Genomic DNA, 12,470 nt, shown 5'->3' with positions numbered 1-12,470 from the left:
ACATTTGCACAACCACAACGGATTGCCCATGAGCGAAAAACAACCCTGCCGAATTTGCGCAAACTTGATATTGCCAACAACGGCTGCGCGCAACGACGGGATGTGCATGCCCTGCAAGCGCGGCTATCGGGAGCGTATCGAAGAAGGCAAACGCTGGGCCGAAGAGCGCAAGCGTTACATCGCCAGCCCGCAAGCGTTGTATTGGGAGGCGCTGGTCAACCGCGTCTACAACACCCCCGAAGGTTTCTCAGGGCTGGCCTTGGCAGAGCAGCACTATTACGCCGTCAGCGTATTACAGGGTGAGGTCTGCAATGGAGGCTTCGACCAGTACTTCGGCAACTCCTCGGGGGAGCACTGCGCCAACGCTTGCGCGGGCCTCCTCGAACTGGGCGCGACGCAGACGCTGGCGCTGCTCGAAGAGGCCAGGCATTTGCTGTTCGGTACCCAACCCGTGCCAAGCGACCAAGGCTTGCGCCAGTTGAGCATGCCCACCTACGCAGACGAACCGGACCTTGAGTGCGAAGCCGCGCTGGATGCCCTGGACACGCGATTTTATCTGGACACCGAACACCTCAACGAGCGCTTGCTAAAGTACGCCCGCGAACACCGCTTGTTCGAAATGGACGCTGATTGAAAGTGCGAGGACAAGGACAGACAGACAGACAGATGCCAATGAAGGGCACGAACTCGGCAAGGAGGAGGAAGACCGAGGAGGGAGAGACGGAGCAGTCGGCCTGCCGCTTACACGCCGTGGGCGTGATTACCCGTCCTGGATGGCACCTGTAAAGGCAAGGCTAAGGACTATGCTTGCCGCAGATTGGCGAATGGTTTTATGCGAGCTACGTCCATAGCGTTCCGGGTAATCACCACCCTCTTGCACAACATCCAACACGCGTTGGCGTCACGATTGCACAACAATCCGCGCCTGCAGGGTCTCCAGGCCAAGGCCCGCGACGTAACACACCTGCTCATCGGTATCCTGTGTTGCCCGGCGTAGCCCCTCGATTGCCCGAAGCGCGTCGTCGGGCGGCAGGCCACTGTTATTCAATCCACTCACAGCATGACGGCGAATTGCTACGTGGGGCGAAGCCAGGCCGCGCAAGGCTTCGCTGACATCTGCAGGAGTGGTATCGATTTTGCCGCAAGCGCCTTCGAGGGTTTCTTCAACCGCAGCCCGAAGTTCAGGGCGCTGATCAAGCAAACGCTCAAGGGGCCTGTAATTCAGCACCGGTGGCTGCACGCTCCGCCAGCGGAAACCGTCAAAGTTAGCGCAGATACCCGCGACTGCGACATCGGGCGCTTGCTGCATAAGCCAGTCGACATCCTCAAGGTAACCCAGGGCCTTCGCGCACCAGGTGCGTGTCGGCTGCTTACTGGCCTCGATCGCCTGTCGGCGCAGGGCCTGGATGACGGGCTCATCAGCAACGCCGGCCAGCCCGAGAATGCGCGCTGCAGGTGTAGGTTCTTTATGCCCGTTGACCTGCTCGATAAGCGCTGCCTGTGCGGGACGGCCATTGGCAATCAGCCAGCGCTCTGCGTCTTCCCCCGAGATGCCATGGGAACGGTGCAAGCGGCTGACGTAGAACGCGGCCTGCTCGGCGTGCGGTAAGGCAGAGACTTCGCGCAGGGTGTTTTCAATGGCCAGTTCCACAGGGAAATTATCCTCGAACTGCTGGCGGGTCATGCTGCGTTGGGCCAAGGCGATATCGCCAGCAAAATCATGGAAAATCACCACGAAGCCAGGCGTCACCCCAGGGTTCTGACTGAAATGTCGGCCCAGCGCCCTGGCGGCACGGCTAACAGTGACCAGAAAGCGTCGCTCGACCGCTTGCCATTGGCGCGGGCCAAGGCGATTGGCATGGGCTTGCAGCTCACCGTCAAGCGCCGTGAACTGCTCAGCAGCGCAGATTTCCCAATCCCAGCGCCAGTCCGTCGGGTTCCACTTCACCGAACTGAAGCTTTCATCTTTCTCGTCAGGGTGGTCTTCGCTGAGTGCTTGCAAGCTGTTCGCGGCAAAGCTGGGCAGCGACAGCACCGCCTCTTCTTCCCGGTAACTGGCATGAAATGCTGCGGCGTACAAAGGGCTGACGCCTTCATCGAGCAGTGTTTGCAATGCATGTCTGGCAGCATCGAACAGCGCCTGTTCCAGCGTTTTCCAGTTCATCGTTCAGGTCCCTGCTGATAAGTGATTAAAGCCGAGCAAGTCGAGCATGCCCTCAAGGGTGCTTTCCAGACGGGCCAATTCAATGTGCGTGCCGTCGCCATATTCAGCGGTGCGCAGCGCACATTCAATAATCACCGTGAGCCCCAGAGGTGCTCGGTGGCCGGGGTATTTGCGCAGTTTGAGTTCGACCCGGGTCGGGCTCACCCAGGTACTGAGGTCTGCTGACCACAGACGGTCCTCGAAGCCAAACACCAGGTCCCTGTTTTGGGTATCGATGATCTGCGGCGGGAACAGCCAGTGCGTGTTGCCTGCTTCCCACGGGACAGCCTGGACTTGATAGCGACCGTCTGGAGACAAGGACAGTATTTCAATGTCGCTCATGAGTGTGTTCCTGCAACTGTGCCAAGGTGATTGGAATCGCGGCGCCCCAACAAGTAATTGGCGGGCGTTGGCGCCGAGGCCTTACGAGGTAACCGCACCGCGGCTCAAGTATCAGGTTTTAGCCAACGCCCTTTTCGCAGCCTCGGCTTTGAGCGCTTTGGTTTTACCGTGCTCTGCCAGCAGCTCCAGCGTATGTGTGCTGGCCATGGGATGATTGAGCAGGTACTCATGAAGAAGCTTGTCGCCGGCGCGAATGAGCTGCAAAACAACCGCTGGGACGTTGTGATCCTCATCGAAGCGCCTCATCTGGCTTTCCAGCCAGTAGTGTTTTTCCGCCGTTTGTTCGCAAGTGTCCTGAGTGAAAATCTGCACCCGTAACTCATCCTGCTCCAGCACGTGCACAAATAAAAACACGGTGGTGGCAAAGGTCAGGTATTTACGATTGGTCGCGGTTTGCGGGAGGTACACTTGTGAGCAAAACTGAAACAGTTGTCCGTCACAGGTAGGAATGCTGGCCTGCGATGCATTCCATCTAGGTGGGCGACGCAGAAAGAGAATGTCTTTCTTCTTGATCATGTCAACGCAAACAGGCCGCGCGTCTTCCCCTTTGCGGCTATACATCACTTCTTCATTCTGTGAGAGCGGGTGATATATCAGTGCTCCGCTGTTCAGTTGTTTCTCTATGACCAGGTAATGAACTCGCCACAATTCGCCATATTCGGGGTGAACCTCACCGGTATTGACCTTGCAGCCAAACAGATACAGTGCTCGTTCAATCTGGCTGCCCAGAATCACCAGGTCTGTATGGGCGAGTGTGATCCGCTCGATAAATACAGCCTGGTTGCCTTGTATCTTGGGCCAGGGAATATCCAGCATCGGATCCTGGCCCTGCATGTTGATGGCGATCGTCGCTGTTTCAGGCGCCTTATTCACACTATCGACCTTTCCCAATCAGCGGCTGTGCCCCAAGGGCGCTTCTTTTTTGTATCAATGCGCCAGATATTACCTTTACGGGTCAGACCAAACAGTACCTCGTAACGCGACCTCGTACTGGGGGCCTGGCGCGTCATGATCGCAGTCCGGCGAGCCTCAGGCTCAATGCTGACCAGTGCGTCCTCAGGCGTATATTCCGGTGGAAAACCAAAACTGCCGAGGCGCCCGTAAGTGCGTGGCTTTGGCGTACAAAAACGCTCGAATATCTGATTCTGCGCCTGCTGGATCACCACCCAGTCGAGCTCACCATCATCTAGGCGTTGCTGCTGGTTGTAGCAGTCGGTTTCCCAGCGATGCATGGCCAGGATGAAGCCACGCAGGACACTTGCGGGATTGCTGTCATCAACGTCTGATAAGTCCGCAGCGACGCCGGGCCAAGGCATCGAATACTCTTCGGGCGCGATAGGCGCCAGCGCGCCATGTTGCTGCAACAGCGCCACGATCTCTGCGTGGTTGCGTGCGCCCGCCATCGACAGCGCGTTGTCGCCAATACCGGTTTGTACGTGCACATTTGCTCCTGCCGCCAGCAAGGCAGCCACGACATCTGCGTGACCCTCACGGGCAGCGATCATCAAAGGTGTTTGTTGATATTCGTAGGCTGTCAGGTCGACGGCCGCCTGAGCGACCAGTAACGCGTCCACGATTTGAAGATTGCCTTGATCGGCAGCCCAGCCGAGGGCCGTGAAACCGAGGGTCTGGTCAGTCTTGTCCAGGCTCGCGCCGCGGGCGATCAACACGTTGACGGTGTGCGCATGCCCGGCAATTGCCGCTTCAATCAATGCCGTACGGCCTGGCATCTTGTCGACAAAATCGATATCGGCGCCACCGTCCAACAAGCTCAACAACTTTTCGTTCTGCCCAGACGCGGCCGCTTTTAACAGTACCTTGCTCAAGGACATCTCCTGATATTGATTGCCATCCCTATGCCCATCATTGCGATAAGGCCGTTCGCGGCGTGAAGTGGTACTGATTTGCCTGGCCTGAGCGCACATCTTCGCATGCCCTGTCCAGGGCTAAGAAACCGAGTTGTAGTTCTCTGCGCGTATACTTCTTCCCGCCCCAAAAAAATTCCTGCGGGAGCGTAAAACTTACTCATCCCGCTCAATCGTGAAATCCCATTGATGAAAATTGGCCTCATCACGCATAACCGGTAACGACTCGACGGCAGTGATACCCAACTCATATACCCTTCGTGGGAACCCTTCGTTCAATTCGCTGAAGCCAGCGACGCTCAATGCGTAGAGCCCCGGCGAAATATCCAGATAGTCATTATTCTCAAGGCGCTCCGAGAGCCGGGCTTTGTAGTTCAGAAAGAACCCGGGATCCCAATCAGTCAGAGCATGCAAATCAGCAACTATCACCACGCCGCTGATGACGCTCAGCGGGATATCTGTGTGTCTAAAAACCGCTTCGGCGCATCGTTCAGAGGGCAACTCCCGATCATTGCGCAAACGAAATACATAGTGTTCTTCAGGGAGTGGATACAAGGGCACAACCGCCCCACTCTGGACAGCCAACCGTCCTGATTCACTTTGTTCGACGAACACCTCAAAGAGATTGAAATCGTCCAGACACTGCTCTGCGATAAAACGGTTCAACACGAGCGGATCGAAAATAACCACACCTGGGCTGAAAGTTTCTATGTTTGCTTCAGTCTTCATCCATCACCCCTCCGATCAAGCGCGCCAGCATTGAACCATCATTTCAAATGGTAATCTCAAATGGCTATGATCAGCCCTGCAGCTCAAGGAAGAATACCTTCATGAAAGCCCTCAGGCTCATTAACAATAACGCGTCGTCCAGCCAGGGATAGGGAACATATTGATGATTGTCGGAATAGACCTCGGTACCACTAACAGCCTGGTTGCCGTCTGGCATAACGATGCCAGCGTGTTGGTGCCCAATGCACTCGGAAATGTACTGACGCCTTCGGTCGTAGGACTGGACGAGGAAGGCCGGATACTGGTTGGCCAGGCGGCACGCGAGCGCCTGCACACTCATCCAGGCCAGACCGCTGCGTTGTTCAAACGGCACATGGGCAGCGCCAACACGGTTCAGTTGGGGGCACGTTCATTGCGCCCCGAGGAACTGTCGGCGCTGGTCCTGCGCAGTCTCAAGGAAGATGTTGAGCGTGCTTACGGCGAACCGGTGACCGAGGCCGTCATCAGCGTTCCGGCTTACTTCAGTGATGCCCAGCGCAAGGCCACGCGTATAGCGGGTGAATTGGCCGGGTTGAAAGTCGACAAACTGATCAACGAGCCGACCGCTGCCGCATTGGCCTATGGCTTGCCTCAGCGCGACAAAGAGACTTCGTTTCTGGTCTTCGACCTCGGCGGTGGCACCTTTGACGTGTCAATACTGGAACTTTTCGACGGCGTTGTGGAGGTCCGTGCCAGTGCGGGTGATAACTACTTGGGCGGCGAGGATTTCGATCAGTTGCTAGCCGAGCATTTCATTCAGACACAACGCGCCCAGCCTGGCTTTCCCGCCCCCCAATCGATCGTCCAACCGCTGCGCCGCGAAGCCGAACGCGTGCGCCAGGCATTGGGGCAGGACTGCGACAGCGAGTTCGTTTTGCGGGTAGGTGGCAACGAGTGGAAGTACGTTTTCACTCAGGACGATATGAGCACATTGTTCGCCCCCCTGCTGGAGCGCCTGCGCAATCCGATCGAGCGCGCGTTGCGTGATGCCAAAATACGCATCAACGAACTCGACGAAGTGTTGCTGGTGGGCGGCACTACACGCATGCCCCTGGTACGTAAACTTGCCGCTGGCCTGTTCGGCCGGTTTCCCTCGATTCATCTCAACCCTGATGAAGCCGTGGCTCACGGCGCAGCCATACAGGCCGCGTTGAAATCACGCAGCGCTGCCCTGGAGGAAGTGATACTCACAGATGTCTGCTCCTACACGCTGGGCATCGAGATTTCGCAAAAAGTCGGCAGGGAGCGTGAAAACGGCCACTATTTACCGATCATTGAACGCAACAGCACGGTCCCGGTGAGCCGGGTCAAAACCGTGTCGACGGTCGGTGATTTTCAGGAAAGCGTGGTGGTCAGCATTTACCAAGGCGAAAGCCGCCTGGTGCGCGACAACATCGCCTTGGGTGAACTGGACATTCCTGTCCCGCCACAGAAAGGCGCTGTGGATCTTGATGTGCGCTTTACCTACGACAATAACGGCATTCTGGAATGTCAGGTCAGCATTCCCGCGACCGGAGAGCAGCACGTACTGGTCATCGAAAATAACCCGGGTGTACTGACCAGCGAAGAAATTGCCGAGCGCCTGCAAGCGCTTGCCGAACTCAAGGTGCATCCCCGTGACCAGCAGATCAATACGCTGTTGGTTGCCCGTCTGGAACGCATGTATCAGGAGAGTCTGGGCGAACTTCGTGAGGAAATCGACCGCTGTGCAAACCTGTTTCAGCAGGCGCTGGCAAGCCAGGATGAACGCATCATTCGTCAGGCCCGCAATGACCTGAGCGAACGCATCGCACTGCTGGAAAAAGGCGGTCGGTACTAAGCCATGGTATTGACTTTCGATTGCTGGGAAGTACTGGGCCTGCCCGCCGGGTCCGATGAGCGCAGCATCAAGCGCCAATACGCCAGACAGCTCAAGACCACGCGCCCAGACGAGGATCCAGTCGGCTTCCAGCGACTGCGTGAGGCGTATGAGCAAGCCTTGCAGATCATGCGTGATGGAAGTCTGGACGAGAGCGGGCGAACTGCCGCTGACTTCATGGCTCAACCCTTTGCTATCAAAAGCGACCCACAGCAGCCTTTTAACCTGACACGCTCACTCTACGAACAAGCCGTCGATCTGCTGTCCGGGTTTGATGACGCCGACGTGGAACAGTATTGGGCTGAAGCCTCGGCCAAAGGCTGTGAAGCCGAGTTCGAGCGCCTGCTGTTCCAGCGCTGCGCAGACGCCCCTGAAACGCATACTGCGTTATTGGCCTGGGGTGTCGAAAAACGCCAATGGTTGACGCCGTGGCAGCAGATCCTTGGCGGTGAGTTTCAGCAACAACGGCTAGCCCTTGCCCTCACGACAGGGCTTTATCGCAGCCTTGATCAGCAGATCGCCGCAGGCGAAGAAGAAGCTTTTCTGGATTGCCTGGAGCAGCAAAGCCGACAAGGCTGGCTCAGTGATTTTGCACGCCGCCAGGCACTGCAGGTGCACGTCCTGAATCTGTTGCTGAATACTGAAGTCTGGTCACCCGAACTCTTCCGGCGCGTCTGCCATTTGTTCGCCTGGGATGATGAAGCGGCAGTGGTGCCCATTACAGATGAGCAATGGCAGTACCTTCGCCGGCGCTGTGAGCAACACGCCTGGCTCAACGAGCTGCGCAGTCTCATGCGACAGCGGGAACAACAACCGAGTGCGCGCGCCAATGCCGCCAGCCTGTTGCTGCTATCCACCGACCCTGCACAGCAAGCGCAACTGGCTGCTGATTTTGTCGAGGCCGACTGGCAGGCCTGTGAACAACTGTCAGAGACCTTTGCCAGACAGTTCCCTGACCTACTGGGAATATTCCCCAACCACAACCCGTGGTTCTGGAAGGAATTTGTCGTTCCCAAGGCGCCGCCCTACGGACTGAAACGCAGCGCCTGCATAATCACCCTCTGCCTGATACTTGCCAACATGGATCAGCCCGACTTCATGTTCGCGGTTACAGTAATCCTGCTGCCACTCTATATCGCGGGCGGCGTATTGGCGGCTTATACCGGTAAGTGGCTACTGACCCATTGGCTCTCCCTGACGCGATCCCTGTATGACCTGGACTTGCAGCTCAGCGAGTGGTGTGTGCGACACAAGCTGATCGAGGATCGTCGTTACCTGGTGATTCGTAACAGCGGCAGTTTTCTAGCGCTCGGATTTCTAATATGGAAGTTGCTCGGCATACTCGGCCTCGCAACTTATGTACTGACCGCAGCCCTCGGCCTGCTGCGATTTGCCGGTGGCGCGCCTACAGACCGTCAGTACCGCTGGCGAAAGCCGTTGCAGGCGATCTATCGAATTGCCGGACTCAGCCCGTTGCAATGGGTATTTGGCGTTTCGATGTTGTGTGTAATCGGCTATGTGCAACTGCACATGCCCGGCACCCTGCTGACTAAAGGTTGATTGTTGAAGACCGGCCACTGGCAGGACTCAGAGGCTCTGAGCGAACGCGTTGCGGACATCATTATCCTGTCACTGAAGAGCATCTGACCTCCCCTATCACTGGAGCACCACATGAAATACGACGATGCCTCCTGGCACTACCTGGGCACCTTCCCCAAGCATCTGCCAAAGGCTGCTGGTGCCACTCATATCGGCATGTTTCTCGCGTGGATGTTGATCAACAACCTGGCCAGCGAAGCGCTGGAGGAAGATGCCAAGAGCGAACTTGCCCACCTCAAGAATCGCACCCTCACCGGGGCACAGTTTCTAATGACCGTACTGGACGAAAAACTGACCGACCAGGAGTTCTCTGAAACCGGCAATGCATTTGCCGTTGCCTACTACGAAGGTTTGAACAACGACAGTCGTTACGTCGACGACTACCTGCTGGCCTTTGACGTCAGCATTAAAACCCTCTACAGCGTTGAGGACAGCTGGGCCCATTACGATCAACTGTCTGCCGTCATGGATGCACGCTTTGCGGCATGGAATGCAGCCGGGCGACCCAAACATATTATTTGAACGGCCTGGCGCCGCGCAGCACTGGTGGTCGCAGAGCGACACGACTGATTGAACAGCCCGACGTGAGGCCCTATGAAAACTTACAGCATCCGGGAAGTACTGCAGAATATCGCACGCATGCCTGACAATTGGTTCTACTTGCCAGCGACTCAATGGACGCTGGATACCCGCGGCGCGTTTTCACTGGACAGTAAGGATTTCGCTCCCGACTCCACCGACTATCTACCCCCGCAGGTGCTCAGTGACGGTTGGGTGGCAACACTGGAGAAGGCCATGATTGAGGACGTCATCTTCAACGCCGACCAGCAATTGCCTCATCCATCGCTGGAGAGCTACTTCAAGGCCTTTGAATTCTTTTACCAGAACGATGCGTTCTTGGAATTTCAACAAGACCTGCGCTAATACACGATGATCGTTAGCCATACCTCGCCACGAGAACCCATGTTGACTTTAAACGTCGAGCAGTTTCAACGAGATGTCCTGAACGCATCCATGAGCGCTATCGAACAGTTTCGAGAGGAGTTCCCGAATGCACAAGTCTGCGGATTCGCGCTGTATTCGGACGCTGACGCGCGAACACTGGTACCCGCTTTTAACACTCAAGACCATCTGATGCGCATGTACGCTGAATACCCCGATGACTGGCAATACTTCAAGTGGTCTCCCGCCGAATGGAGCCACGAAGCCTACGGCGGGGATTTTTTCAACGATTTATCGAAAACGCTCTGGAACATGGCGGACGCGACCACCGATAACAACTTTGTGGCGCATCGCAGGCAAATATTTGAGCAATGTGTCATTGCCCTGAAAAAGCTGACGGCCACGTTCGACACTGCCATTTATGTATTCTCGGTTTCTGACTTTGAATGCGTGGAAGACCAGGTTGCCTGGATAACCGTTCTCAACACTTCAGACCAGGCCAATGAGTTCAGGACATGGATGGAGTAAGCCTGCGGCTGGAAAGGCGAATATCTGGATATTCAATATGTTTTCAAGGACCTCAATCATGAGCCTCGTCGATACTTATCTTGCCGGTCTGCGTCAGTCGTTATCGGCCGAAGATCTCGAGCAACTGAAACATGCACACGGCGCTTCGGCGGCAGACCTGCAGCGGCTCACCGAACGTTATCCGTTGTGCCCGGCAAGCCTGTTGCAGTTGCTCGGTCAGATTGACGGCACACATTATCGGGAATACCCGAACGGCGAGGTCATGGTGTTGATATTGGGCTCCGACATGCCCGGCTACCCCTACTACCTGAGTTCGGTAGAAGACATACTTGCCGAAGCCAACGGCCCTGATACCGAAAGCATCGAAGAACTCTATGAAGGCTGGTTTGAAAAGGGCTGGCTGGATCAGGAAGTCGAGCTTGTCGGAGAAGGCATCGACCGCACGGTGGGCATGAACGAGCGGTTGTGCTTTTCACACTGCGTCAACAACGGGGGCACTTCGAGGCTGTATATCGACCTCAATCCGGCGCCGGGCGGCACGGCGGGCCAAGTCATGCGCTTCCTGCATGACCCGGATAACTACGAAGTGATTGCGCCGAGCTTCGATCATTACCTGCAACAGCTGATCGACGACGATTACGCGTTCATTCGCCAGGACGCTTGACGCCGGTTTACTGCCAGGGAAACGAGCGATGAGGACGGTCTTTCCGCCAGTCCAAAAGCATCGCGCTTTCGGTACAGCAACCAAACGGCAATCGTGTTTTTTCTGCACACCCATAGTGGGTGACGGCCCTGAGCGATCCCGGGAGGTCATTTATGTGGAGGAAGGAATTCTGGCGAACTGGCCGCGGCGTCTCGGCAAAATAGATAGAGTGGAATTCAGAAACGAAAAAAGCGGCACAAGGCCGCTATTTCCGTGGCTTCCAGGCGCTCAGTTGGCCTTAGCGGAAGCAAATATGGCGCAGCGGACGGGACTCGAACCCGCGACCCCCGGCGTGACAGGCCGGTATTCTAACCGACTGAACTACCGCTGCGCGTAACACTTGAAGCGAATGGTGGGTGATGACGGGATCGAACCGCCGACCCTCTGCTTGTAAGGCAGATGCTCTCCCAGCTGAGCTAATCACCCTTCGTTTCGGTGTGGCGCGCATTCTACGGAGCGCTCCATGGTCTGGCAAGCACTTTCTTAAATCTTTTTTTTCAGCCCTTCCAATGGCTTACGCAGGGTTGGCCTGCGGCGTGATCAAGAGAATAATGCCCCCCTTTGTATAGAGGAGAGACTCACCCCATGTGGTTCAAGAACCTGCTTATCTATCGCCTGACCCAAGATCTGCCTGTTGATGCCGAGGCGTTGGAAGCGGCCATGGCCACCAAGCTGGCGCGCCCTTGTGCAAGCCAGGAACTGACCACTTACGGTTTCGTCGCACCTTTTGGTAAAGGTGAAGACGCTCCCCTGGTCCACGTCAGCGGTGACTTCCTGCTGATCGCCGCGCGCAAGGAAGAACGCATCCTGCCGGGCAGCGTGGTGCGTGACGCGCTCAAAGAGAAAGTCGAAGAGATCGAGGCCGAGCAAATGCGCAAGGTCTACAAGAAGGAACGCGACCAGATCAAGGATGAAATCATCCAGGCCTTCCTGCCCCGCGCCTTTATTCGTCGTTCGTCGACTTTCGCCGCCATCGCGCCGAAACAGGGCCTGATCCTGGTGAACTCGGCCAGCCCGAAACGTGCAGAAGACCTGCTCTCGACCTTGCGCGAAGTGATCGGCACCCTGCCCGTACGCCCACTGACCGTGAAAACCGCACCGACGGCGATCATGACCGACTGGGTCACTACCCAGAAACCGGCCGCCGACTTCTTCGTTCTCGATGAATGCGAACTGCGCGACACCCATGAAGACGGTGGCATCGTGCGCTGCAAGCGCCAGGACCTGACCGGCGAAGAAATCCAGCTGCACCTGACTACCGGCAAAGTCGTGACCCAATTGTCCCTGGCCTGGCAGGACAAGCTGTCGTTCATGCTCGACGACAAAATGACCGTCAAGCGCCTGAAGTTCGAGGACCTGTTGCAAGATCAGGCCGAACAGGACGGCGGCGACGAAGCCCTGGGCCAACTGGACGCCAGCTTTACCCTGATGATGCTGACCTTCGGCGAGTTCCTGCCGGCGTTGGTGGAAGCACTTGGCGGTGAAGAGACACCACAAGGCATCTAAGGCCATGTGAAGATCCGAAATGTGAGCGGGCTTGCTCGCGAAGGCGGTGAATCAGTCATCCTGACCAGTGATTGATACGACGCCTTCGCGAGCAAG

The 12,470-nt window shown here is 56.6% G+C and carries 13 protein-coding genes and 2 tRNA genes; 8 read left to right on the top strand and 7 right to left on the bottom strand.

Annotated elements, in window-relative coordinates; genetic code table 11:
• Positions 1 to 28 precede the first annotated feature (28 nt).
• Entirely contained in the window at positions 29 to 634 is a 606-nt protein-coding gene (locus Q1V60_RS11690; RefSeq protein WP_300630413.1) for a DMP19 family protein, read from the top strand.
• 267 nt (positions 635 to 901) lie between these two features.
• On the opposite strand, the gene Q1V60_RS11685 is transcribed toward Q1V60_RS11690, so the two are convergent.
• The 5 genes from Q1V60_RS11685 to Q1V60_RS11665 all read right to left on the bottom strand — a co-directional run bounded on the left by Q1V60_RS11685 (position 902) and on the right by Q1V60_RS11665 (position 5,199).
• Positions 902 to 2,164: a DUF4303 domain-containing protein gene (locus Q1V60_RS11685; protein ID WP_300630411.1), complete on the bottom strand. Its 1,263-nt coding sequence runs from the start codon at positions 2,162 to 2,164 to the stop codon at positions 902 to 904.
• A 3-nt stretch (positions 2,165 to 2,167) separates the two neighbouring features.
• The gene (locus Q1V60_RS11680) at positions 2,168 to 2,545 is read right to left on the bottom strand and encodes a hypothetical protein (protein WP_300630410.1); all 378 of its coding nucleotides are present in this window, start codon (positions 2,543 to 2,545) and stop codon (positions 2,168 to 2,170) included.
• 111 nt (positions 2,546 to 2,656) lie between these two features.
• Complete coding sequence (locus tag Q1V60_RS11675; protein WP_300630408.1) at positions 2,657 to 3,478, bottom strand: hypothetical protein; 822 nt, start codon at positions 3,476 to 3,478, stop codon at positions 2,657 to 2,659.
• Positions 3,475 to 4,431, bottom strand: coding sequence for an ankyrin repeat domain-containing protein (locus Q1V60_RS11670; RefSeq protein ID WP_300630407.1), 957 nt, complete (start codon positions 4,429 to 4,431; stop codon positions 3,475 to 3,477). Before Q1V60_RS11670 ends, Q1V60_RS11675 begins: the two co-directional genes overlap by 4 nt.
• 195 nt (positions 4,432 to 4,626) lie before the next feature.
• Positions 4,627 to 5,199 (bottom strand): hypothetical protein, encoded by a 573-nt coding sequence (locus Q1V60_RS11665; protein ID WP_300630406.1) that lies wholly within the window; start codon positions 5,197 to 5,199, stop codon positions 4,627 to 4,629.
• 163 nt (positions 5,200 to 5,362) lie between these two features.
• On the opposite strand from Q1V60_RS11665, the gene Q1V60_RS11660 reads away from it, so the two are divergent.
• From Q1V60_RS11660 to Q1V60_RS11635, 6 genes are all read left to right on the top strand, one after another.
• Entirely contained in the window at positions 5,363 to 7,057 is a 1,695-nt protein-coding gene (locus tag Q1V60_RS11660; RefSeq protein ID WP_300630405.1) for a molecular chaperone HscC, read from the top strand.
• Between the two features lie 3 nt (positions 7,058 to 7,060).
• Positions 7,061 to 8,656, top strand: a complete 1,596-nt coding sequence (locus Q1V60_RS11655; RefSeq protein WP_300630403.1) for a J domain-containing protein — start codon at positions 7,061 to 7,063, stop codon at positions 8,654 to 8,656.
• Between the two features lie 111 nt (positions 8,657 to 8,767).
• Complete coding sequence (locus Q1V60_RS11650) at positions 8,768 to 9,217, top strand: hypothetical protein (RefSeq protein WP_300630401.1); 450 nt, start codon at positions 8,768 to 8,770, stop codon at positions 9,215 to 9,217.
• A 72-nt stretch (positions 9,218 to 9,289) separates the two neighbouring features.
• The gene (locus tag Q1V60_RS11645; protein WP_300630399.1) at positions 9,290 to 9,619 is read left to right on the top strand and encodes a hypothetical protein; all 330 of its coding nucleotides are present in this window, start codon (positions 9,290 to 9,292) and stop codon (positions 9,617 to 9,619) included.
• Between the two features lie 39 nt (positions 9,620 to 9,658).
• Positions 9,659 to 10,165, top strand: a complete 507-nt coding sequence (locus tag Q1V60_RS11640) for a DUF4303 domain-containing protein (RefSeq protein ID WP_300630397.1) — start codon at positions 9,659 to 9,661, stop codon at positions 10,163 to 10,165.
• 58 nt (positions 10,166 to 10,223) lie between these two features.
• The gene (locus Q1V60_RS11635; protein WP_300630395.1) at positions 10,224 to 10,829 is read left to right on the top strand and encodes an SMI1/KNR4 family protein; all 606 of its coding nucleotides are present in this window, start codon (positions 10,224 to 10,226) and stop codon (positions 10,827 to 10,829) included.
• A gap of 293 nt (positions 10,830 to 11,122) precedes the next feature.
• Here Q1V60_RS11635 and Q1V60_RS11630 read toward each other — a convergent pair.
• A tRNA-Asp gene (locus Q1V60_RS11630) sits at positions 11,123 to 11,199 on the bottom strand.
• Positions 11,200 to 11,218: 19 nt separating this feature from the next.
• Positions 11,219 to 11,294 (bottom strand) — tRNA-Val (locus Q1V60_RS11625).
• Between the two features lie 159 nt (positions 11,295 to 11,453).
• On the opposite strand from Q1V60_RS11625, the gene rdgC reads away from it, so the two are divergent.
• Complete coding sequence (rdgC, locus tag Q1V60_RS11620; protein ID WP_300630393.1) at positions 11,454 to 12,374, top strand: recombination-associated protein RdgC; 921 nt, start codon at positions 11,454 to 11,456, stop codon at positions 12,372 to 12,374.
• Positions 12,375 to 12,470: the final 96 nt, after the last annotated feature.

It is taken from the genome of Pseudomonas sp., from assembly GCF_030147005.1.
Lineage (GTDB): Bacteria > Pseudomonadota > Gammaproteobacteria > Pseudomonadales > Pseudomonadaceae > Aquipseudomonas.
This window is presented reverse-complemented; position numbering and strand designations above follow the sequence as displayed.

Bases quoted from the DNA above. Each gene is read 5' to 3' on its own strand.
- Q1V60_RS11655 (WP_300630403.1), top strand. From the start codon at position 7,061: ATGGTATTGACTTTCGATTGCTGGGAAGTACTGGGCCTGCCCGCCGGG.
- Q1V60_RS11635 (WP_300630395.1), top strand. From the start codon at position 10,224: ATGAGCCTCGTCGATACTTATCTTGCCGGTCTGCGTCAGTCGTTATCG.
- Q1V60_RS11685 (WP_300630411.1), bottom strand. From the start codon at position 2,164: ATGAACTGGAAAACGCTGGAACAGGCGCTGTTCGATGCTGCCAGACAT.
- rdgC (WP_300630393.1), top strand. From the start codon at position 11,454: ATGTGGTTCAAGAACCTGCTTATCTATCGCCTGACCCAAGATCTGCCT.
- Q1V60_RS11690 (WP_300630413.1), top strand. From the start codon at position 29: ATGAGCGAAAAACAACCCTGCCGAATTTGCGCAAACTTGATATTGCCA.
- Q1V60_RS11640 (WP_300630397.1), top strand. From the start codon at position 9,659: ATGTTGACTTTAAACGTCGAGCAGTTTCAACGAGATGTCCTGAACGCA.
- Q1V60_RS11645 (WP_300630399.1), top strand. From the start codon at position 9,290: ATGAAAACTTACAGCATCCGGGAAGTACTGCAGAATATCGCACGCATG.
- Q1V60_RS11665 (WP_300630406.1), bottom strand. From the start codon at position 5,199: ATGAAGACTGAAGCAAACATAGAAACTTTCAGCCCAGGTGTGGTTATT.
- Q1V60_RS11680 (WP_300630410.1), bottom strand. From the start codon at position 2,545: ATGAGCGACATTGAAATACTGTCCTTGTCTCCAGACGGTCGCTATCAA.
- Q1V60_RS11650 (WP_300630401.1), top strand. From the start codon at position 8,768: ATGAAATACGACGATGCCTCCTGGCACTACCTGGGCACCTTCCCCAAG.
- Q1V60_RS11660 (WP_300630405.1), top strand. From the start codon at position 5,363: ATGATTGTCGGAATAGACCTCGGTACCACTAACAGCCTGGTTGCCGTC.